Annotated in this window: 17 protein-coding genes; 5 read left to right on the top strand and 12 right to left on the bottom strand. The window is 40.4% G+C overall.

Annotation, left to right across the window (positions count from 1 at the left end; genetic code table 11):
- Positions 1-78 precede the first annotated feature (78 nt).
- The 5 genes from hemG to E6X37_RS04995 all read right to left on the bottom strand — a co-directional run bounded on the left by hemG (position 79) and on the right by E6X37_RS04995 (position 7,967).
- A complete protein-coding gene (hemG, locus tag E6X37_RS05015; RefSeq protein ID WP_316060804.1) occupies positions 79-1,683 on the bottom strand; it encodes a protoporphyrinogen oxidase in 1,605 nt (534 codons plus the stop codon).
- Positions 1,680-2,579, bottom strand: a complete 900-nt coding sequence (gene hemH, locus E6X37_RS05010) for a ferrochelatase (protein WP_316689649.1) — start codon at positions 2,577-2,579, stop codon at positions 1,680-1,682. Before hemH ends, hemG begins: the two co-directional genes overlap by 4 nt.
- 4 nt (positions 2,580-2,583) lie before the next feature.
- Positions 2,584-3,627, bottom strand: a complete 1,044-nt coding sequence (gene hemE / locus E6X37_RS05005; protein WP_316689648.1) for a uroporphyrinogen decarboxylase — start codon at positions 3,625-3,627, stop codon at positions 2,584-2,586.
- Positions 3,628-3,823: 196 nt separating this feature from the next.
- Positions 3,824-6,706 carry an ATP-binding protein gene (locus E6X37_RS05000; RefSeq protein ID WP_316689646.1) on the bottom strand — a complete coding sequence of 961 codons (2,883 nt, stop codon included), beginning with the start codon at positions 6,704-6,706 and terminating at the stop codon, positions 3,824-3,826.
- Positions 6,696-7,967: a metallophosphoesterase family protein gene (locus E6X37_RS04995; RefSeq protein WP_316689645.1), complete on the bottom strand. Its 1,272-nt coding sequence runs from the start codon at positions 7,965-7,967 to the stop codon at positions 6,696-6,698. Before E6X37_RS04995 ends, E6X37_RS05000 begins: the two co-directional genes overlap by 11 nt.
- Before the next feature lie 326 nt (positions 7,968-8,293).
- On the opposite strand from E6X37_RS04995, the gene bioB reads away from it, so the two are divergent.
- A complete protein-coding gene (bioB, locus tag E6X37_RS04990; RefSeq protein WP_004694042.1) occupies positions 8,294-9,322 on the top strand; it encodes a biotin synthase BioB in 1,029 nt (342 codons plus the stop codon).
- 120 nt (positions 9,323-9,442) lie between these two features.
- On the opposite strand, the gene E6X37_RS04985 is transcribed toward bioB, so the two are convergent.
- The 7 genes from E6X37_RS04985 to E6X37_RS04955 all read right to left on the bottom strand — a co-directional run bounded on the left by E6X37_RS04985 (position 9,443) and on the right by E6X37_RS04955 (position 18,682).
- Positions 9,443-9,805 carry a hypothetical protein gene (locus tag E6X37_RS04985; RefSeq protein WP_008603073.1) on the bottom strand — a complete coding sequence of 121 codons (363 nt, stop codon included), beginning with the start codon at positions 9,803-9,805 and terminating at the stop codon, positions 9,443-9,445.
- Positions 9,806-10,399: 594 nt separating this feature from the next.
- Positions 10,400-12,559 (bottom strand): anaerobic carbon-monoxide dehydrogenase catalytic subunit, encoded by a 2,160-nt coding sequence (cooS, locus tag E6X37_RS04980; protein WP_077708012.1) that lies wholly within the window; start codon positions 12,557-12,559, stop codon positions 10,400-10,402.
- A gap of 408 nt (positions 12,560-12,967) precedes the next feature.
- Entirely contained in the window at positions 12,968-13,873 is a 906-nt protein-coding gene (locus E6X37_RS04975; RefSeq protein WP_287506889.1) for a LysR family transcriptional regulator, read from the bottom strand.
- A 230-nt stretch (positions 13,874-14,103) separates the two neighbouring features.
- Positions 14,104-15,732 carry a phosphoenolpyruvate carboxykinase (ATP) gene (locus E6X37_RS04970; protein ID WP_012863802.1) on the bottom strand — a complete coding sequence of 543 codons (1,629 nt, stop codon included), beginning with the start codon at positions 15,730-15,732 and terminating at the stop codon, positions 14,104-14,106.
- Between the two features lie 368 nt (positions 15,733-16,100).
- Positions 16,101-17,717, bottom strand: coding sequence for a PAS domain-containing protein (locus tag E6X37_RS04965; protein WP_287506886.1), 1,617 nt, complete (start codon positions 17,715-17,717; stop codon positions 16,101-16,103).
- A 229-nt stretch (positions 17,718-17,946) separates the two neighbouring features.
- Complete coding sequence (locus E6X37_RS04960; RefSeq protein ID WP_004697914.1) at positions 17,947-18,294, bottom strand: energy transducer TonB; 348 nt, start codon at positions 18,292-18,294, stop codon at positions 17,947-17,949.
- A 10-nt stretch (positions 18,295-18,304) separates the two neighbouring features.
- Positions 18,305-18,682, bottom strand: a complete 378-nt coding sequence (locus tag E6X37_RS04955; protein ID WP_024061071.1) for an energy transducer TonB — start codon at positions 18,680-18,682, stop codon at positions 18,305-18,307.
- Positions 18,683-19,146: 464 nt separating this feature from the next.
- Here E6X37_RS04955 and E6X37_RS04950 point away from each other — a divergent pair, with 464 nt between their 5' ends.
- From E6X37_RS04950 to E6X37_RS04935, 4 genes are all read left to right on the top strand, one after another.
- A complete protein-coding gene (locus tag E6X37_RS04950) occupies positions 19,147-20,088 on the top strand; it encodes a metal ABC transporter solute-binding protein, Zn/Mn family (RefSeq protein WP_024061312.1) in 942 nt (313 codons plus the stop codon).
- A 145-nt stretch (positions 20,089-20,233) separates the two neighbouring features.
- On the top strand, positions 20,234-20,965 hold the full coding sequence (locus E6X37_RS04945) for a metal ABC transporter ATP-binding protein (RefSeq protein WP_287506884.1): 732 nt from the start codon (positions 20,234-20,236) through the stop codon (positions 20,963-20,965).
- Positions 20,962-21,927: a metal ABC transporter permease gene (locus tag E6X37_RS04940; protein ID WP_287506882.1), complete on the top strand. Its 966-nt coding sequence runs from the start codon at positions 20,962-20,964 to the stop codon at positions 21,925-21,927. The genes E6X37_RS04945 and E6X37_RS04940 overlap by 4 nt, the downstream gene beginning before the upstream one ends.
- Positions 21,924-23,024, top strand: a complete 1,101-nt coding sequence (locus E6X37_RS04935; RefSeq protein WP_287506881.1) for a metal ABC transporter permease — start codon at positions 21,924-21,926, stop codon at positions 23,022-23,024. Before E6X37_RS04940 ends, E6X37_RS04935 begins: the two co-directional genes overlap by 4 nt.
- The last annotated feature ends 115 nt before the right edge of the window (positions 23,025-23,139 follow it).

Below are 23,139 nucleotides of genomic sequence, written 5' to 3'. Positions count from 1 at the left end.
GACTAAATTACTGCTTTTAGGCTGAGATAATCCTATGTTGCTTAATACTGTACTAACTCTTTTAAGCAAGTCACTATTTTACTTGTCATTCACAAGTTTTTCTACCAGTTCTTTTGCTTGTTTTACACCGTCAGGGATCCCGATTCCATCAAAAGGTGTGCCGATGAGGTGTAGATTTGGATACTGCTCGGCTACATGTTCACGTACGACTTTAATACCTGCACGATGGCCTACATTATATTGAGGCATGCAGTGAATGAGACGATTGATGCGCACCCACTCTGGCTTGGCAGAAAAATTCATAACATGCTGAATTTCTTTGACTGCCAATTCTGAAAGTTCCTCTTCACTGAGTCGTTCTACTACATCATTACCTGGCTTACCAATAAAGACGCGCAAAACCACCTTATCATCAGGGGTAGTTTGAGGCCATTTTTGATTAAGAATAGTACACGCTGTAAGAGGTGTATCCATATTACGGGTAATAAGCAGACCCGATCCTTTTAAATCACCATCAAAGGTGCTTTTATCAAAGGCCATAATAGCAATGGCGCAACTAGATTGCTCCATGGATCGCAAGAAATCAAAACCCGCATCATCCTTGAACCATTGAGTATATGTTGCCGGCGGTGTAGTGATAATCACATGGTCTGCCGTAGATTGACAGCCACAAGAATCGTTTACATCGATTGCATATACACCATCAACATACCGAATATCAGAAACTAGTGCACCTGTATGCAAGTGTACATTACTAGGCATGGCCTTGACGATAGCGGTAATCACGCTTTCAAGGCCGCCTGTCAATTGACGGAACATGCCGGATTGAGCAGCAGTACCCTTTCGATTTTCCATATCCGCTTGCGCCTTAGCAGACTGATGATTAGAACTAGTCTTTGTCACATGGCTAGAACCGCTTACACTATTACCAGCAGAAGTATCTTGACTAGTCTTAGCTTCGTGACTTTCAAATTGACGGTCCGTCATAGTGCCTTTACCAGCTCGAGGAACATCACCTTCAGTAACAGCCCCTTTGGCAGCCTTAGAGACACCGGCTTTGGAGTGACTCATCTTAGCAGCCATCATACCTTTCACCATGTTCCCATATTTTTGTTCTACTTGAATAAAATGAGGGAATGTCGACAATAGGCTAATTTTATAAATATCGCCACCATAGATACCCGCTAATAGGGGCTCGATGAGCTTATCCATCATTTCTTGTCCTAAGTGGTATTTGAAAAAATGACCAATGGATACATCCCCATTTTTATCGAGTTGGTATGGTTTCTTAAAATAATCTAGGCCAGCACGCAATTTACCAGGCCATGAAATGAGTGTTGCTTTCACAAAGGGCATCATTTCCGTAGGAATGCCCATGATGGAGCCGCCCGGAATTGGGTGGATAGAGCCCTTATCATATACAAAGGCTTGACCTGTTTCATTAGACACGAGGGTATCACCTAGTCCAAGATCATACACGAGATCTGTCATTTCTGTTTTACGCCCCAAATAGGAGTCAGGACCGAGTTCCACTACGAAGTCATCCACACGTTGCGTTTGTATTTTCCCACCAAATCGTGGTGCTTGTTCGAAAAGAGTAATGGTCCATTCCGGCTTTGCATGGCCTAAATAATAAGCCGCTGTTAGCCCTGTTAAGCCACCGCCCACAATTGTTACGTTCACGAATGAATCCTTTCTATTATTGCACTCGCCATTGCTTGTAAAAATGTTTCATTACAATTTGGCATGGGTGCACGCATATATGTTGCGCCCTTTGCTTCAACGAGTTCTTTACACTCCACATCATTATCGTACAGTACCTCAACGTGATTGCTTACAAATCCAAATGGTACAAAAGCAATGCGAGTAGCACCAGTTTGTAAAGCTTCATTGATTGCATCCTCTACGGTAGGTTCCAACCATTGGCCATGAGGAGCCGCACTTTGCCATGCCACAGTCCAGTTCGGTAATTTACAATATTCAGCAATCTCTTTAGCGCTTTCCTCTAAAGCTAACGCATACGAATCGCCATCATGATTATTGATAAGAGGTATACTGTGCGCACTAAAAATAACGAATACATCTTTAGCATTATGCACACACTTTGAAAGTGCTTTTACCCAGTATTCCTTAAAAGTTGGTTGATCCCACCATGAACGGATAAAGTCGAATGTCACATTATCATAGTTTGAAATGGCTGCTTGCACTTGTTTTTCATAAGCTCCAGTACCGAGAGCGGTGAAGAATGGAGCTGTTACAATAGCGATAATATGCTCCACTCCTTGCTGGACTAAGCAGTCAACCGCATTTGCAATGGATGGTTTCATATGTAAAAAACCAATAGCGGAAGGCATAGTTGGCAACAGAGTAAGCAAGGTTTTATATTGGCACTCTGCCATAGTTTGAAGCTCAATATTTTCCCATTGACCGATTGTATCATAACGCTTAGTGAGATTTGTAATCTCTGCTTCCGTTGGTACACGGCCACGACGAATGCTCGTCATATAGGGTACTAAATCATCCTTACTTAAAGGGCTACCATAAGACAGGAATAATAATCCTTTTTTTTCTACTTTCACTAATTTACCTCTCTTGAGTCCAAATCTCACGACTACGTTCATGCACATAGTCCGTTAGCCAATGAAGTTTTTTAGGATCTGCCTCTGGGAATACGCCATGACCTAAATTAAAGATATGGCGCCCATAGCGAACGCCGTCGAGCAAGATGCGATCCACTTCGCGGGCCAATGTTTTTTCGTCTCCGAACAAATACGCCGGATCTAAGTTACCTTGTACCGTTTGTGTTACGCCGCGCTCGTTTGCCATAACGATGGAACTACGCCAATCAAGGGCAATGACATCTAAAGGCAAGTGAGACCAAATAGACACCAAATGATCCGTACCAACACCATTCATGGCCATTGGCAAATGAGGATATTTAGATTTCACAGTCTTTATGATCCGCTCCATATGAGGGTAAATTCCTTGTTTATACTGGTCTGCATTAACAGCACCTACCCAAGAGTCAAAGATCTGAAGTGCATTAGCACCCGCTTCGGCTTGCATAGACAAGTACGCAATGGACATGTCCGCCAGTTTAGTCATCAGTGCATTCCACACATGAGGAGCACCGATGAGCATACCTCGAGTCTTATTGTAATTCTTCGTTGGACCCCCTTCGATAAGGTAGGACGCAATGGTAAACGGTGCCCCGCAGAAACCAATGAGCGGCACGTCGAGCATACCAGAAGTTAATAATGTAATCGTTTTCGCAATATAATCTACCTTTGTAGGATCAAAGGTTTCTAATTTATCCACATCAGCCATAGAGCGGATAGGCGTGCTAAATACAGGCCCCACACCAGCCTTGAGCTCTACATTTACATTCATAGCCACCATGGGGCTCATAATATCTTTGTAGAGAATCGCCGCATCGACGCCGTATTCCTTAACAGGTAATTCCGTAACACGAGCACATAGCTCAGGTTCTTTTGTAATTTCAAATAAAGTATATTTTTCTTTGATTTTACGGTATTCCGCTTGACTACGACCAGCTTGTCGCATATACCACACAGGCGTTACACCCGGGTTCCTCCCTTGGATCATGTCCAAATATGCTGTGTTCAAGTACCCAACCCCTTTCGTTCTAAATGTATACTAACACACTTGTGTAACTAAAACAGTTACTTTAGTTACAATCACTTACATTATTTATTCTTTAATAATCCCTAATAATCCCTGTGAAAGCATATGCCTCCACAGGGATTATTATTTCATTACCACTTTAATTTGACTGAGTCTTTAATTCAAGTCTGAAATTCATTTAGCTACGACTCAATCTATGGCAATCGATGCCCATAATAGATTGAGCCATATCATATACGGAGCGTTGACAAGTAAAGAGCCAAATCTGTTGATTTTTCCCAAGCTCAGCCAATAATTCTAAAGCACTACGTTGACGATTTTCGTCAAAGCGCACAAGAATATCGTCCAAGATAATCGGTAAGGACTCCACTTGATAAGAGAATACCTTAGCTAGGGCGAGTCGTAATGACAAGTACACTTGATCAGCTAAGCCACTAGACCAAAATTTAAGTTCTAGTCGTTCCCCATTATTGTTGATAAGTGCTACCCCTTTATTAATGCCTAGAATATCAAGCGTATACCTCTCACCAGTTAGTTTTTCAACATAAGAGGAGGCAAGCTCTAACATATGAGGTTGTTTTTCTTGTTCATACGATTGTTGAGCCTTATCCATACAATGGCTTATCAATACTTGCGTAGCCCAATCTTCGAGAGCAGACTCTAATTCACTTTGTAAAGCCTCTCGTTCTTGCAACATTTGGTGTTGCTCCTGGTCAGATCCAAGTGTACGCATTGCTTCAACGATTTGACCACGGCGCTCGTACAAGGTAGCCAATTTATCTTCAATAGAGGCTATTTCACGCTCAGAGTGAGCCAATTCATCTAACCAGTTATCTTTGTTGCCTTCTCGCAAACGACGATAGAACAGGTCTTTATTCTCCGCATCAGGAGCAAGTAAATCCAGCTGTACCTGACTTTGCTTGTAGATAGTTTGCCACTGTTTATATTGGTCCTCATCGATAAGATGTTGACGATACTCGTTGGAACTTTCCATACCAGCTTTATGGAGTAATTCTTTTTGGCGAAGGAGTAGTTCTTTTTCCTTGCGGTGCCAATTATCGTATTCATTGCGGAAGCTTTTACGTTGTGCTTCCTTTTGTTCCCATACAATTTTATTTTGTTGAAAGCTCTTATATTGATTATAAATACGTTTTAATTCCGTAGGAGATACTGGTGACTCTATTCCAAGGTTATACCACAAAGCCATCGCTTGGTCTTCAATAATACGTAGACCTTCTTTATGCTCCGCTAAACGCTTTTCATAGCCTTCTATAGTGCGTAGTTGCTCATGATATTGATCATATTCATGTTTGAGACCAAAGAAATCATCTTCATCGAGACTCTTAGCCGCCCCTCGGGGTAACCAGTTTTGCCATGCTGCAAGGGCTTCATCATAAATACCTTGTAAGGTATGCCCTTCCTGAATCCAACGCTCAAGATGTGCCTCTCCTTCTAAGGATGGTACAGGACTCACTGTAGGTGTAGCAGCCTTGATCAAAGCCTCTAGCTGATGTTCTACATCAGATTTACGGGAAGATAAAATTTGTAACTCATAGTTTAATTTAGACACATCAGAGTTACCATTATGAAGCCTCCAGGTAGCATACCAGAATAGCCCCATAGATAGAATCAAGAAAATAAAACCACCTATAGTATATAATGCAGATTCAAGAACCAACAGGCCTGCTAATACTACCAATACAGCTATAACAGCACCTATACCACTAATGCGTTGTAGCCATTTTGGCAGAATTGTGGGCTGTGCGTCTGAACCATAACTATTCCGTCTAGCCTCTACTTGATCTATATCCATTAAGATACGATCTAATTCACGTTCTAAATATTCTTTTTTAGCTAATTCTTCTTCACTAAAGTTAGGTAATGATGCCCCTTCAAGGTTCGCCGTCGGCACCTCATCGGTAGCCTCTGCAGGTTTGCGGTCTTGCCAATGTAAAAGTTGTTCTTTTGCGGTGCGCAAACGACTTGCCAAACGTTCTCCATCAAACCAATTGATGTCTTCTGCCATTGGCTCATCGTGACGCCACGCAGAATGTAAGGTGCGTGAAAACTCTAATTGTTCTCTAACCTTACGGATGTACGCATCGCCTTCTTCGCACTCACGGCGTAATTGCTCCCATTTAGCACCTTGTTGAATGAGGTCTTCAATATCTTGGCCGTAAGTTCCAAATGGGCTATCAGGACTAAAGTTAGCGGGCATCAATGCCGCTTCCTTTTCCTGCCATAATTGCATATTGTCACGAGCCCGTTTTATTTCTTCATCAAGACGTAGGAACTCATCACGACTCAAGGCGAGCTCACTATTATACTGCTGCATGTGCATACGCGCCTCTTCACTGCGACGATATGTATCCCACGCACGCAATACTACATCGATACCATCCCGATATTCCTTCCATTCTTTCAACTGATTTTGCAATTCCATTTCGGTTTGCTCCGTACTGTGAAAGACGGTTTGTAATTCCACATATTGCGCTTCATGCTCCGCCAACTGACTCAACTTTTGACGGTTTTCTTTAAGCTCATCCATCAATACATTGATGCGACGTTTACCATTCGAGGATGCTACAAGTAGGTCTGTAGCCCCTTTTTCAACATCCTTAACAGCTCCACCTAAGTGTTCTCCCCCTTCGGCGCCAAAGAATCGAGAACGAACCTCTACCTCTTGTAATACATCAAGGCCTTGTAAATCGTCTAATGTTAACGCAAATATGCGGTTATATGTTTTTTTATCGATGCCATGCCACCAATGTTGAGCCGGCTCTTCATGGATGGCAGGATGACCAGGGCTGTAAAAGTCTAACTGCTTACCCTTACGACCGATATAGTAACTTTCACCATTACGGTCCACATCAAGGGCCCCCGTCATAGGGCCATAAGCCTTATGAGTACCGCCAAATAACAAGGTGCGCATCCCTTCGAGCAAGGATGTTTTACCACTTTCATTAGGGCCATACATGAGTTGAACCCCATTGTCACCCGTGGTGAAAGACCAGTCGCGATACGGGCCAAATTCATCAAATCGTATGCGTTTAATGTTCATCATTAGCCCCCATCAATACAGTAACACCTTCAATTTCACAACGTTTTAAAGCTCGTGCCAATAATTCATCACTCAATAAATCGGCATATGCGCCTAAGCGCTTAAATTCAGGACGATCAGCCATGATTTGACGCGCAATCTGTATCGCATCTCCATCTACCATATCGTCATAAGCACGCAAGTAATCACCTACTACATCTGTTAATAAACGTCGTTCAACTAGATTAATACTAGGTCGTGTATTAGAAATAATACGGTAAGGCATAACGAATACAGATTTGCCTTTCTCTTCATTTTGAGACTCTTGCAACCATAGTTTTCGAATCCCCTCTTGCGTACATAGGCGATGTAGAGGTCCCGTTCCGGACAAAACGAGGGACAACAAGATGTTTTTCTTATGTTGCTTTCGCAAGTTTTCTTTTTTACGCCGCAAAATCTCTAAGAAATCTGTTTCATTTTGCATGCCAGCAATATCGATTTTGATTTCCTCAAATCGAACAGCACAGGTGTCGATAAATCGCAAATCACAATGACCATTATGAGATACGGATACAAGATAACATCCCTTAGGTCCATGTTCTTTACGATGCAATCCTTGCGAATTACCCGCATAAACTACGAGAGGTTCCTCGCTAAGAACTTGAGATTTATGAATATGACCCAATGCCCAATAATCCATGGCAGCCTCTGTTAAATCAGTTAAGTTACAAGGTCCTGTTACATTATGATTTTCAGAGCCTACACTAGAACCTACAGTACCATGCATGACAGCAAGGGAAAACTCATCCCGTTCAAAAGCTCTGTATTGACGAGCATAGTTGTCGCTTTCATTACCATGACCACAACTAATGCCATATACGCCACCAATTTCTATATTATTAACGATGAGCGGGAAACGCTGTACCTGTTCGCTAGAAAATATATGGACATTATCTGGCATCTGCAGTTGCGCTTTCCAGCTTTCAGCAGGATCATGATTACCTTGTACCATATAAACATCAATACGATGCTCAGCCAAGCGATACATGGCGCGCACAAAACGGACTTGAGCCTCTAAATTATGGTCTTCGCTATTATAAATATCTCCAGCTATTACGACAGCATGCACATGTTCTGTAATAGCAGTATCAATAATTTTATCTAAGGCTACATAGGTTGCTTCACTTACGGCGCGATCAACAGCATTGCTAATACCTGTAGCATATTGAAAGGGTGCCCCTAAATGCAGATCACCAAAGTGTATAAATCGAAACGGCTGCATCTATATCCACTCCTCCATTAATATTTTTATTATAGTTATATATAGTAATTACAATAGTTTATTATACTACAAAACCTTAAAGATAAGTTAAAAATAACTATCATTTAGCATCAAAAAGATATAGTTAAACTAAACTTCTCTTAACTATTAATAAGTATAAATTATAAGATAAGCTCATATTCTTTTCTCATAAGATATGAACCATAACATGTTATTATTTTGTTAACCAATTCATGTATTAAGTTGACAATTTATACGTGAACGTTTACAATCAAATTGTCAATATATTATGTTTTTATTAAGTTAACAATTTACCGGAGGCTATTATGGCTTTGCCTATAGATCAACAACCATCCCAAGTGGGTACATACGAAAAAATTCTTACCATTGCAAACCGCATCATGAACGGCGGCGAAATTACAAAAGAAGAAGCAATCGAGCTGATTCATACTTCAGATGATGATACCATGATTCTACTCGCTATGGCTGATAAAATTCGCCAACATTTCAATGATAATTCTGTGGATGTATGTGCCATTGTTAATGCTCGGTCCGGCAAATGTCCTGAAAACTGTAAATTCTGTGCTCAATCCGCACACCACAACACAGGCGTTCAGGAGTATCCTTTCATGGATGAAGAAAGCATTCTCCAAGCAGCACGTAAAGCTAAAGAGGCTGGTGCAATTCGTTTTTCCATCGTAACAAGTGGTCGTAATACTAATAACCCTGATGAATTTGATCAAATCATCCATGTATTAGGCCGTATCAAAAATGAAATTGGTCTTGAAATCTGCTGTTCCCTTGGGTTGTTAACTTACGAACAAGCACTCAAATTAAAAGAAGTTGGCGTTACTCGATACCACTCCAATATCGAAACGGCACCTAGTCACTTCCCAGATATTTGTACAACACATTCCTACGAAGACAAAATGTTTACCATAGATAATGCACAAAAAGCAGGCATCCGTGTTTGCTCTGGCGGCATTCTTGGTCTTAACGAAACATTAGAACAACGCGTAGAAATGGCGTTCGAACTTAAACGTTTACATATTGACTCCGTACCATTAAACATTTTGAATCCTGTTAAAGGGACTCCATTTGAAAGCAACGAAGCTTTACGTCCATTGGATATCTTACGTACCTTCGCCGTATTCCGTTTCATCTTGCCAAACGCATTGATACGGACTGCAGGTGGCCGCGAAGTAAATCTACGAGACTTACAAGCTTATGCTTTAAAAGGTGGCCTAAACGGTATCATGGTTGGTGGCTACTTAACTACTGGCGGTCGTTCACCTCAAGACGATCTCCAAATGATTCAAGACTTGGAGTTGACTCGCAATACAGCTCAAGTCTAAAAACCTCATATATACCATTCTCTATATCTAGAGGATGTAGTATATAAAATATTCCCTAATGCTTTATAAATATTTTACACATAAAAAGAACCATCTAGTTTGCTGTACTAGATGGTTCTTTTATTTCCATAATAAAATATAAATGGCTTGACCATTTGTGTTCCCTGCAATGGGCTCAGGATTCTCATTAAATTCTACATTCTCATACGGCGTCCCGTCTGACATGTACGCATCTACCTTCAATGTTTCCATGGTTCGATTATATCTACTGATATAAACTTTATATCGCAATTCGTCGCCACCCAGTTCATTAACTCGCAGCCACAAAAGCGCATCGTAATCACTCTTCTGTACACTGTCATTGTCAATAAATAATTGGTTTCCTGATGCATCTGGTCCAACATAGTACCAGTCCGTTGCGTTAGTAGTCCCCCCTATACTGAGTAGCCACAAAAGTGTTAATATGGTGAATATTTTACTCATATGACTGCCCCTCTCATGCTATCGAGCTGTATATTTTATAAAAGCTTAATGTGGATAAACCTTTATAAAATATACAACTTCTCCTTTATATAATACCAAAATTGTCCCATATTTATCAACAATAATTAAAATTAATTACCATGTTTTTTACAAATATAAGAAACTTAAAGAAATTTATTAAATTTCTTCATTTTTAACTCATTTACCCTTCCTATAATGATAATGTCAAATGATAGACAAAGGTAACAATTCCCTGGTTACCGTACGTGTATTTATCTCCCGACAAGTAATACTAACCCCAAACCTACTACTTGTTTAAATACATGTTTCATTTGATATTAATACTAACACTCCCCTTACATGAAAAAAGGACTCTATATAGAGTCCTTTTTTCGTTGCTTCATAAACTTATACATATTGTTAAGTCTATATACATATTACCATAAGGGTTAATAGTAAAGGGTTTGTAAGAACTCACGAATTAACAAGTAACACTATACTCTTATATAAAGAAAAAAGCTCAAAAGCTTAAGGAAATACGATAACCATTACGCTTTTGAGCGTTTCTTATTATAAACTATAATTTACTAATTACTATTTTACTTCAGCCCAACCTAAAGCAGCGCGTTTTTCATCGATATCTGCCAAGATTTTCTCAGCTACTTTAGCAGGATCTGTATTAACATACATAACAGAACCTAAGATGTCTTTAGTGTCCTCTTTCAACCATTTTGTTACAGCATCAGAGCCTTGTGTAGGTGGTTCAACGCAGTGGTAAGAGTTAATACCCATTAGGCGGAAGCCAAGGGATGCATCGATACCTTTTTCGTTAGACCATTCAGGACTAGACATAGCAAATGGCAATTGAGGTAAGTTAAGGCCAAGTTCTGCAGCAATACCGCCGAAGATACCAGAGGAACGCGCATTATCTACACATTCACCCACATGCCATACTGGTGGTTGATCATCGCCCAAGAACTCTTGCAATGCAGGGCTACATTTCTTGTTAGCATCTGTATTACAATAGCCAAGTTTCATCAATGGGAAAGATGCACAACCGTTTGTAAGGATGATACAGCCATTTTTAATAAGTGTATCAACAATATCTACAGTTGCCTTTTCATAGATAACACGAGGGTTAGAACAACCTACTACGTTAACGATACCGCGAACTTTACCAGATTTTAAAGCCTCTGCCAATGGTTTGAAGGAACCATAATGTTTAACAGTGGATTCTGGAGAGAAGCCAACTTCTGCTGTGATTTCGTATGGCGGAATGAATACAGGCATACCTTTACGCAATTCATGCGCTTCAAGAGCACGATCCAAAATTTTGCGAGCCAAATCTTTTGTTTCAGCCAAGTTAGTGTGATGATGATCGTAGCCGATGTGTTCAGCACCTGGTAAACGAGCTGCATCAGATGTAGTGATAACCTTTGTGTTGAAGCAACGTGCTACGTCCATGATAGCAGGATATACGTCTTGTACGTCAGCTACCCAGCAATCGAGTGCGCCTGTACCAAGTACGAGCTCAGCGCCGATAGCATTACACAATGGAATAACATTTTCATAGCGGTACATACTGGATAAGCCAGAGCAGCAAATACCATAGAATTGAATACCTTTAGCTCCGATAGCTTTTGCTTTTTCTAAATACTCTTCGGACGCACCAATCTTACAAATTTGAGAAACCAATGTTGGCAAGTGACCATGAACAGCGATGTTAACATACCCTTTTTTCAAGGCTCCAATGTTAACTTTGGATGTACGGCGACCGCCTTGACCGAATAATGCATCAGTAGCGATATCTGCGGCCACTACGCCTGTGAATGTGAACGCAAGACCACAACGTAAGAATTGTTTCATGTTGCTTTCCCAATCGCCATCTGTACCTACGGTTGTACGATGATATGCATCAAAGGCTTCATTGTATGCGGAAACAGGCAAGATATCCAAGTTTTTCCAAACTTCGCGACGCTCTGCAGGAGCCATAGCTGTAATTGTTTTATATTCACCTGGCAATGCACGGCTCAAATCTTCGAGCAATACATCTGCTAAATCATTAGCCACTTCTTTCAAGGAACGACCTTCTTCAGGGATGTTGAAAGCCTTACATACAGTACGGATTTTTTCTTCCCCTAAAATTGGAATGTCCAATTGGTCATTAGCAGCAGCTTTCAAAGAAATCAAGATTTCACGAGCATGTGCACCATGTTGAGTCAAACCACCTGCAGCAGCACGTGTCATATTACGAGCTACGATGAGGTCAGCATCCGCACCGCAGACACCACGAGGACTCTTAGGTGTAATTTTACAAGGGCCCATGAAACAGATACGACAACATATACCAGCAATACCAAATGTACATTGTGGTTGTTGTTTATCAAAGCGGTCAAATACCGTATCACAACCGATTTGCTCCATACGAAGAATCATTTCACGCACAGCAGGATCTGGTGTTTGTTCAATTACATCTTGTTTTGTAGGCCATGTTTTACGATACTCAGCAACAGCTTTCATGTAGTCATTTACACCATGTTCATGAGGTACCCCTGGTTCATGAGTGTGTGGCACCCATTTATCCGTCGGAAGAGCCTTTGCATGACTATGATCGTGGTCATGTTGATGATCGTGGTCGTGACCATGATGATCATGACCGCCACAGTGGCAATGATGTTCATGATTATGGTCGTGACCATGTTGTTCACCATGATTGTGTTCATGGGTATTTTTATTTTCCACATCTTTACTCATTTGAAACCTCCTAGGGGCCTACATAGGCCAACCAATAAAAACAAAAACATATTCTACTTTTAATTCACTTTAAATCCACTACAATGATGGGTTTTAAATCCTATCTCCTAAATATGTTTTAATCTACTATAAGTATATTTTCTGAAAAGACATTTGTCAATTAGAATTTGAGAAATTTTTGACGCATCTATATCTAAGAATATGATAATTACTATATTTATTTAATTCGATTTTTTCAGTTTCTTTTCATAAATAAAAAGAGACTAATTCCTAAATTTTACAGGAATTAGTCTCTTTATTTTATTGATTAATTGATTGATTTACGTATTAATTTATATATTAATTATTAATTTATTAATATGATCCACCCCTCAGGATATGCCACCTAACTATCTTTATACCTATACACTACAAAAATTGCAGCATGATATGTGCTACTTCAGATAAATGGAAACGTTTTGCCCGATCAGACCTCGCCACAAGAACTAATTGGCGGAAACAAAGTTTCGATGCAAGAGGATAGAATTTAACCTTATCGTCATCCCCCTTTCTATTGAGCGTGCTCGGCAAGAATGTAATACCATAATCATCTTCTACCAAGGAGCGGCATGAATCTAGAGTTTCAGAGCCAATGACAGCCTTAGGCACAAAGGATTCCGCTTGGCATAGACGGTTTACCAACGTCCGTAATTTGAGTCCTTCTCTTAGCAAAATAAACGGGAATGCTCCAAAGGGTGCAATTTCTCGAATTCCATCACCAGTCATGAGAGAATCTGCAATGGCTATAGCCTTCTTATTTTCCACACTAATGGCCAATAAAATCTGCTCATCTAAAACGGGATAACTTTCAAGGTCCTGAGAATAAATCGGCGTTGGGAATAGCCCTACATCTACTAAACCATCACAAATTTGCTGTTCCAAAAAGTGAGATTCGCCCTCTACAACATGGAACTCCCAAGAAGGCTCTATCTGTTGAAAGCTTTTCAACGTTTTTCCAAGCATATGATGTCCATAGAATTGAGACAATCCAATACGCACATGATAGGCTACATCTGTGCCTTGATTAATGATAGATTGCGTTAAAGCCTCCGCCTTTAAAACTAACGGCATGCCCTCTTTTGCAATTTGTAACGCCGCAGCAGTTGGCACGACTTTTGTACGATCACGAACAAATAACGTAACTCCTAGCTCTGCTTCAATACGACGAATCCCCTGACTCAACGCTGGCTGAGAAATATATAATTTTTTAGATGCCTTTGAAAATGATGCCATTTCAACGATGGTACTAATATATTTAATGTCTTTTATGTCCATATACGAGTCCTTATAACTATGTACATATACAAATCTTATAATAAAACATTATTTCTATTATAACTATATATTACTAAAATATACGTTACATATACATGGGAAAATAAAAAAATACCAAGAAATTTAGTATCTTACAAAGCTAAATTTCTTGGTATGTCTTATAAGGTAAACGAACTACATATAGGATGCGATAGAACCGCATTCTATTACAGCCCTTTTTAATTTTTAAATCACATTAAGGATTTAAGTACATCCAGTACTTCTTGAGGTAATTCGTTTTTATGACCTTTAAGTTTTTCCACATAGTCATAACGGAATTCGAAAGCTTGGTGTAATTGGTGATGGTATTCACGTACTTCGAATGGAGGTTCAAAACCTGGTACCTCTACATAGGAAAGATTTTCGTATTCACAGAATGGTTTGAATTCCAATGTACCTTCCACCAAACGTTCCAACAAATCAAGAGTAACTTCTTTAGGAATTTTATTTTCCAAGAAGAAGCCTGTGTTCATGATGTAGCATTCAACACCACATTCGCAGAACAGTTTTTTATAGCTTTCATAGTCACGAACCAATGGATATGTACGGAATGGATTTGCGTAAGGTTCGATAACGAGTGCATTTGGATCGACATGAGCATCAAGTTTTTCTGCCGTAGAGCGGCGAGTTGCAAGTGTTGCCCCCATTGTAGACGCCAATACAGGATCGGAGATTTTAAGGATTGGTGGCAAAGTTTTATCTTTCATAAGCCATACTATGGCATTAACCGGTTCACCAACGTAGTTTACGCGATTATCTGTCCAGAATTGAGATTTGATAGCACGACCATTGCTATTACGCACATCTTCGGCCAATACAACCTTGCGACCATCTTCATCCATTGTTACGCCTACGTTTTGTAGTGTTAACAAGAATTCATTAGCAGGATGTTCCACAGGATAATCTTGCATTTTATCGAAGTATGTAGGTTCGAGAGCAATAGAACTCAAATCGTTTGTATTGATAACATACGCATCATCATGCAAGATAGAAATATCATATCGACCACCATGTTTTTCATGAGTCAATGTGGATTTACCGGAACCGGACAAACCGAATACACCGATAGTATATGTTTTACCACCTTCAAGGTTGTAACGTTTCATACCGCCGTGGCATGCAACATAATCAAAGCGGTTTGCCAAGGACCACGCAAGTGTAAGCGTACCTTTTTTATGCTCCCCGAAGTAGCGCATACCAAGAATCATGGCACAGTTATGAGCAGGGTCAAAAATAGCAAGACCACCTGGATGACCTGGCACAACATAGTCAGGATCAGAGTAAATATAGATATCGCCTTCCGGAATATCTACACTATCGTTGTAGAATTCTTTTACAGCCGCATCAAAGAACTTAAAGTTCATAAGCCAAGAATATAAAATAGACGCGTGATCTTTTGGAATCATCAAATGAGCACGAGCTGTGAATTTTTTATCAAGACCAACGATAGATTCCGCAGAAATCCACTCTTTATTGCGGCTATCATATACTGCGTCACGTGCAATGTTAGCGAGTTCAACTTCATCTATGCCTTCATCGCCAATAATGCGGCGAGCTTTAGCATAACGGCCAGTAGTTTTACCATCGTTTGTAACAAGAACCTTTGCATCAGCTGGCAAACCTTGCTCTAAAGGTTTAAATACTGGCATATCTAGGACGATAACACCTGGCTCTTCAGAGGCTAATTGATACGCTTGTGCCACAGATGTTACAGGAGTTACATTGTTCCCATAGAATGCAGTTTCAATTGTACTGCGCATCATAGAAAATAATGGGTTTGTTTTGATTTCACTTTGCTTCCAAACGCGTCTTGTCGACATAGTATCTAGATCCTCACCTTTAAATATATTAGTAATTTCTCTTGTAAAAGTAATGTTGTACATGAAAACACTGCTAAGGCAAATACTTTCATTATTTTCTATTTTACCCTTTTCAATCAAATTTGTATACATAAAACAAATGATTTATAGGAAATTAATGTATGTTTATTTTGAATTAGTGCAACACATTTGTAATGTAATAAATTAATACCTAGCGGCATAAAACTATTAGTATGCAATGGAACACCTTAAAAACTAGACATAGTTACAAAGTAACTAGTTATATTTACAAATCAACTAGTCAAATAGCAAAACGAAAAAGAGGCAAGGTCCTAAGCACTTGCCTCTTTCACGCTTAAAAAATGCAATTATTTCTTATCTTTATTGATAAATGCATCGATTTTACTAATTAGATCATCTACCTCAAAATCACCGCGCTCTGCCATCATCTTGATTGTTGCTACCTTAGCCATTACTTTTACCATAGGTGTTTTTAATTTCTCGAATTTAGGATTTAAAGAAATCAAATGATCTACAATATCTGGACGATGTTTAATTAGATTAGATAATGTTGTTTTTGCATCGATATGGAATCGACCATTTGCATCAGTTGTTAATGGTTCTTCTTCTACCTCTTCTGCTGCCTCTTGAGCCAAGGATTTTTCTTTACCACCATCGCCTACAAAATCAGTTTTATCCCAAGTCAACAATGTGCGGGAACCCTCAAGTTCACGGATATGAGTACAGTCTTGCATCATTTCCAATACGCCGCGGAATTTACCATTTTCATCGCGTACTGCTGTGTAGATAACATAGATGAACAAGCCTGGTTTATTAATCCAGAATTCCGCTTGGCTTTGTTCGCCAGAACGGAACTTCTCTACAATTTCCTCTACTATATGAACAGATTTTGCAGGGTGACAATTCTTCACCTCACGGCCGATAACGTTCGCACTGCGAGGGAAAATACGATGTGCCGTATCGCTGTAGAACTTAACTAGTTCATTTTCATCTACATAGGATAAATCTACCGGTAAATGACGGAACAACAAATTAATTTGCTCTAATGTCAATTTACCCGTTGCTACATCGAGGACTGCATCCTTACCAGCGGGCGCCCCACCAACAGGGCCTACATATTTAGATAGCAAGCCAGCTAAATCATTTAAAAATTCGTTAGATACAGCACCACCTTGAGCTGAATTATTGCCATTCAATTGCGCCGCAGAATCATTAATACCTGGCACTACATATAAACCTGGCGCATTGATGATAGCATAACCAATTTCATGGTCATTTTTACTCATCCGCACAAACTCTTCGTCACTCAACAATTTATAAGATGTTGGCAATAAGACTTCTAGTTCTTTAGAATTCAAATCTCGTAATTTTGCCAAAGTTTCTGGCACAGATGCTAGGAATTCTTCGTATCTATCTTCCCGAAGCAATGCGTAGGATGCAGAGATAGCATCGCGCACAGCATCATCAAAGGTCCACATAATGCGCGTTGGACGATCAAAGCCGTGGTCCTCAAGCATCGGATAGAGTTGATTTTGCTTACGAGATAGATGAGTTCTCCACTCTGCTAAGGAATCAAAAATACCGAGCCACGGATTTTTGATAAACTTCTCTTGTTTCAACAATTCGTCTGCTTCAAGGGCTACCTTTTCAACAGCGTTGATTTCTTCCAAGTACGCCCACAACGGATGGTTCTCAGGATACTCATTTTCAGCACGCACCAAAACGCCATCAAATAGATCTAAGAGATCATCCATTTTCTCTAGGATTTCTTCGTCCTTGTAAACACCTTTCAAGCTTTGCTCTGCATAGGCAAACTCATCAGGTGTACAAGTACCTAGTTTCTCTTTTAAAATGCGATTGCCCTCTTCTAAGGACAATTTACCATCTAAATAATCTTCTTTAATGGACACAATAATTCTGTAACGTTCATTGTTAATATCTAGCTTTTGTTTTAATGGATTCATATGCTTATACCTCCACGGGCTAATCTATAATTATATTTTTATTATATCATTTTGAAAGTAATTTTCAGTTGCTACAGATACAATTTTGATTTATTTTTAAATTTACGAATCCAATATTATGAAAAAAGAATAACCTTACTTTATTTTTTAGAATATTTTGGCATACAAAAACTGCACTTCAAAAATTGTGTCCAATTTTTGGAGTGCAGTTCTGTATGAGTGCCTTTGATTAGTTTTTAAAATCAATATATTCAGTTTTAGAAGATGCTACAGGTTTACCATTGGAATCTGTAGCAGGGCTAAATCTCCATTTAGAAATAGTATCAACAATGGCGGCATCAAGCGCACTAGAGCCACTAGATGAAACAACTTCAACGTCCCCTACAGAACCATCTTCCTTGATGGTAAAACGTATATCTGCACCATGAGCTGCTTCACCATAGGCGGCGAGCAGTGCTCGGTCAATAGGTGGTGTAGCTATAGCTACTGGTGGATCATATGGAGCTGCCAACACAGAAGCTACCATACTCATTACAAACAATGAGCTTAAGATAATACAACGCAACACTTTATTCATCATTTTCTCCTTATTTAGCTTTCACAGCTTGCTTAGGCAGAGTAATTGTCATCCCAATAATGGATTCGTGTGCCTTTTGATCTGTGCCAATAGCAGGGGTAAACTTCCACTGCAAAATTGCTTTTTTTACTGCTTCATCAACGGGAGCATATCCAGAAGAGCGCTCTACGAAAACATTTTTAACATTACCTTTTTTATCAATCAAGAAGCGTACGCGCATATCAGGCGCTACCATAGCGGTTTGAGGGATCTCAGGTAACTCAGGTTTTACAATAGTAACCTCTCTTGGAGATTCTAAAAACTTCGCTGCATCAGCTGTATAATCACTTAACATGCCAAAAGATGCAACGAGTACTGCTGCAGCAGCGTATCGGAATAATTTATTCATAAGAAGCCTCCTTATTAACCTTTTACCTATGCATAATATCATACTAAATAAAGATGAATATTAAAAGAATAAATTCTTATTGATAAATTTTCTCATTTATGATATATTGAATTCAAGATAACTGTCCGGACTCACATATCTAGTTGATATGACAAAAAACTACACAAAGGAGGTTCATCATGAGACGTAGAAAGCGTATTCAAATGAAGGTCATGATGGTACTTGGTATCGTTGCCCTCGTTGGGCCTAGCCATCTACAAGCACTTATTCCCTAGATTATTTTGACCTTAGCAGAAGACTGTATAACTGTCACTAGCCGCTACGTTAGTAGCGGCTATTTTTCCGTTTAAATTCAGAGAGATATTTTCCTTCTTCAAATTATTTCATTATTAGAACAAAATATTTCCCTCAAACAAAGTCATTAATGTTTTTAAATTTAGTATCTATAAAAAAGGAGGCTTATTATGAAATTTAATCGAATTTTATTAGTCGTCGTATCATTAGCACTTATAGTATTTGCCCTTGCAGGCTGCGGAAAAGACACAGCCCAAGATAGTCAGAAAAAACTTAATGTCGTAGCTACTACAACGATGTTAACGGATTTAGTAAAAGAAATCGGCGGTGATCATGTAACCGTACAAGGTCTCATGGGACCTGGTGTAGACCCTCACCTATATCAAGCGAGTGCAGGCGATGTAACAGCTATGTCTAAGGCGGATGTTGTAGTATACAACGGCATTCACTTGGAAGGTAAAATGGGCTCCATTTTCGATAACCTAACAAAGCAAAATAAAGCGACCATCCGCGTATCTGATGCCATTGATCCAGCTACATTGCTCGACTTTGACGAAGAAGATGGTGTAAAAACAAAAGACCCTCATATTTGGTTTGACGTTGCTAACTGGAAACTGGCAGCAAAAGCAGTATACGAAGGTCTTGCTAAATCCGATCCGGCTCATAAAGAAGATTACAAAAAACGCTATGACGCATATCTTACTAAATTAGATGAAACTGATGCGTACGTTAAAGCTCAAGCAGAATCGATTCCGAAAGAATCTCGCGTACTTGTAACAGCACATGATGCATTCCAATACTTCGCTCGCGCTTATGGCTTTGAAGTAAAAGGTTTGCAAGGTGTAAGTACTGCTACAGAAGCAGGCACACAAGATGTGAATGAACTGGTTCAATATATCGTAGACCACAAAATTAAAGCGATTTTCGTAGAGTCTTCTGTACCACATAAAACAATTGAAGCCGTTCAAGAAGCAGCTAAGGCTAAAGGCTGGAATGTTGCCATCGGTGGCGAATTATATTCCGACTCTCTCGGTTCTGAAGGCACTGAAGGCGGTACATATATCGGCATGGTAAAAGCCAATATTGATACAATTACCAAAGCACTTAAATAATCAATTGCTAGATTTTCTTAATTAAATAAGACAAATTAAATTTACGTATACTAACTTAATAGACTCAAATTTACTTTGTTATTGTAAGTACATGTGCTACTAGCAATCTTCTGCTAGTGGCACTCATTAATACAAGGAGGTTTCCATGGAATGGGCCGTTGAAGTTGAAGATATGACCGTAGCATATACGACAAAACCCGTATTATGGGACGTAGATATGAAGGTACCCATCGGTTCCTTAGCGGCCATTGTCGGCCCTAATGGTGCCGGTAAGTCCACATTATTAAAGGCCATGCTCGGTCTACTAACAGTTATCTCAGGAAGTGTAAAATTTTATATCGATCACCACTTAGTAATGGACAAAAATGATTACAAGAAAATCGCCTACGTCCCTCAAAGTGGCAGCGTAGACTGGGACTTTCCTACCACCGTACTAGATGTAGTACTCATGGGCCGTTATGGTCATCTAGGTTGGTTCAAGCGACCTAGCAAAAAGGATAAGGAACTCGCCCTCTCTATGATTGAAAAAATGGGTATGAGCGACTATGTGGATCGACAAATTCGCCAGCTTTCAGGGGGACAGCAACAGCGCGTCTTCCTTGCAAGAGCCCTTGTCCAAGAAGCAGATATTTACCTCATGGACGAACCCTTTAAAGGCGTCGATAAAACCACAGAGCATGCTATTATTTCCCTGTTACAAGAAATGAAAGCTCGAGGCAAAACGGTTATCGTCGTGCACCACGACTTGAATACGGTGCCCCAATATTTCGATTGGGTAACGATGGTAAACAAACAAACTATCGCTTATGGTCCTGTAGCAGATACATTTACGGACGAAGCTATTGAGCGCACCTACGGCAAGGGGAGGATTGTATGACCCTACTCCAATCCTATACGACACAGATGGTACTGCTCGGCACGGCTTTATTAGGACTCGCTAGTGGTATTGCGGGCACCTTTGCAGTACTTCGCAAGGAAAGCCTCATCGGTGATGGCCTATCTCATGCGGCACTGCCCGGTGTGGTCATTGCCTTCTTGCTGACAGGTATCAAGGACATCGAGGTACTCATCGCTGGCGCCGCCCTTTCGTCGATTACTGCGGCTTGGCTCATTACCATTACCGTAGAAAATAGCAAGATCAAATTTGATGGCGCTTTAGCTACCATACTCTCTGCCTTCTTTGGGCTCGGTATGGTATTGCTCACCTATGTACAAAGCTTAAACAATGCTGGTCAAGCAGGGCTTTCAAAATTTATATTTGGACAGGCAGCCACCATATTAGCGCGCGACGTGTACATCACATCTGCAGCAGCGCTCATCATCATCGTGTTAACCGCATTATTCTGGAAGGAGTTAAAGCTCATCTCCTTCGATGTGGAATACGCCAAAACACTACAAATTCCCGTCACTTTCACCCTTATTTTATATCGTTCATTATTAATCATGACCATCATTATCGGCATTCAATCGGTAGGGGCTATCTTGATTAGCTCCCTCCTCATTGCACCCGCCGTTGGGGCAAGACAGTGGACGAATAAACTGGGCACCATGTGTATATTAGCAGGATTTTTCGGCATGATATCCGCCATCGGCGGTACTATCTGGAGTACATCAGTTCCAAAATTACCGACAGGTCCAGCTATCATCGTCATTTTATCGATTCTCGTATTATTGAGCCTCATCTTTGCTCCTAACAGAGGTATGCTCTGGCAGTTCCGTAAAAATAGACAGTCAAAGCACGCATTATTGTTAGAAACCACGAGGGCTCCCAAATCCAAGGCACAGCAAAGTATTTGCGTAGCAGAGGACGCACAACCTCGCATAGGAGGTGCCCCATGACAGTTCATACAGAGATATTGCTCATTGCCATTGCGGTATCCATCGCATGTGCCATCCCTGGGGTCTTCCTCGTATTGCGTCGCATGTCCATGATGGCCGATGCCATTACGCACACCGTATTCCTCGGCATCGTGCTCGCTTTCTTTATGACGGAAGATTTAAACTCTCCATTTCTACTCGTCGGGGCTACCTTAGTTGGTGTAGGCACCGTATGGCTTACAGAAATGATACACAATACGGGGCTTGTCAACGAAGATGCGTCTATCGGCATCATCTTCCCGCTTCTATTCTCTATCGCCATCATTCTAGTCAGCCTATACAGCGGTAACGCTCATCTCGATGTAGATACCGCATTACTCGGCGAAATAGCCTTTGCCCCCTTTGATCGATGGATTTTGAGCGGCACCGACTTGGGGCCTATATCGCTATGGATTTCCCTAGGCGTGGCGCTCATCAATTTAATTTTAGTCATGCTGTTCTACAAGGAATTGCAATTATCTACCTTTGATCCGCTACTAGCGGGGCTCTTCGGCTTTATGCCAGCCCTCATCCACTATGTACTCATGACCATGGTATCCCTCACCGTTGTAGCCTCATTCCAAGCGGTAGGTGCCATTCTCGTCATCGGCCTCATGATTGGGCCTGCGGTCATCGCTTATTTATGGACGGACTCTGTGAAAGCCATGCTTACTAGCAGTATCATCATCGGTATTATCTGTGCTGTCGTCGGTACGGAAGTATCTTTCACCATGGACGTATCCATCGCGGGTTCCATTGCAACCACCATCGGTATCGCACTGATTATCGCTGTTATCGCAACACCAAAGACAGGCTATATCGCCACATACCGTCGTCAACGTCACTTACGTCGCCACTATCGGGAAACGATGATGCTATGCCATATTTATACACATATGGATACGCCTATCGCTCACGTTGAAAACGGAATCGGTACCATTCATGAGCATTTGAACTGGAGGCCTGATTATACTTATCAAGCTGCTTCACAGCTAAAGAAACAAGGTCTATTATATGTGACAAATGGACACTACGTGCTTACTGATAAGGGTATAGCACAGGTTAAAGAGATTATTTAAATACAATACCAATACTTTTCCCAACAAAAAGAAGCTGAAATCAATGCTGCTCTGCAAAGATTTCAGCTTCTTTTATTATTAACTAATTATTTTACAGCCTATTAATATAACTGGA

This window comes from Veillonella parvula (assembly GCF_032550495.1).
In the GTDB taxonomy this organism is placed as follows: domain Bacteria; phylum Bacillota; class Negativicutes; order Veillonellales; family Veillonellaceae; genus Veillonella; species Veillonella parvula_G.
Note: the sequence above shows the minus strand (reverse complement) of the source record. Positions and strands in the feature narration are given on the sequence as shown.

Bases quoted from the DNA above. Each gene is read 5' to 3' on its own strand.
- E6X37_RS05000 (WP_316689646.1), bottom strand. From the start codon at position 6,706: ATGAACATTAAACGCATACGATTTGATGAATTTGGCCCGTATCGCGAC.
- E6X37_RS04995 (WP_316689645.1), bottom strand. From the start codon at position 7,967: ATGCAGCCGTTTCGATTTATACACTTTGGTGATCTGCATTTAGGGGCA.
- bioB (WP_004694042.1), top strand. From the start codon at position 8,294: ATGGCTTTGCCTATAGATCAACAACCATCCCAAGTGGGTACATACGAA.
- E6X37_RS04985 (WP_008603073.1), bottom strand. From the start codon at position 9,805: ATGAGTAAAATATTCACCATATTAACACTTTTGTGGCTACTCAGTATA.
- cooS (WP_077708012.1), bottom strand. From the start codon at position 12,559: ATGAGTAAAGATGTGGAAAATAAAAATACCCATGAACACAATCATGGT.
- E6X37_RS04975 (WP_287506889.1), bottom strand. From the start codon at position 13,873: ATGGACATAAAAGACATTAAATATATTAGTACCATCGTTGAAATGGCA.
- E6X37_RS04970 (WP_012863802.1), bottom strand. From the start codon at position 15,732: ATGTCGACAAGACGCGTTTGGAAGCAAAGTGAAATCAAAACAAACCCA.
- E6X37_RS04965 (WP_287506886.1), bottom strand. From the start codon at position 17,717: ATGAATCCATTAAAACAAAAGCTAGATATTAACAATGAACGTTACAGA.
- E6X37_RS04960 (WP_004697914.1), bottom strand. From the start codon at position 18,294: ATGAATAAAGTGTTGCGTTGTATTATCTTAAGCTCATTGTTTGTAATG.
- E6X37_RS04955 (WP_024061071.1), bottom strand. From the start codon at position 18,682: ATGAATAAATTATTCCGATACGCTGCTGCAGCAGTACTCGTTGCATCT.
- E6X37_RS04950 (WP_024061312.1), top strand. From the start codon at position 19,147: ATGAAATTTAATCGAATTTTATTAGTCGTCGTATCATTAGCACTTATA.
- E6X37_RS04945 (WP_287506884.1), top strand. From the start codon at position 20,234: ATGGAATGGGCCGTTGAAGTTGAAGATATGACCGTAGCATATACGACA.
- E6X37_RS04940 (WP_287506882.1), top strand. From the start codon at position 20,962: ATGACCCTACTCCAATCCTATACGACACAGATGGTACTGCTCGGCACG.
- E6X37_RS04935 (WP_287506881.1), top strand. From the start codon at position 21,924: ATGACAGTTCATACAGAGATATTGCTCATTGCCATTGCGGTATCCATC.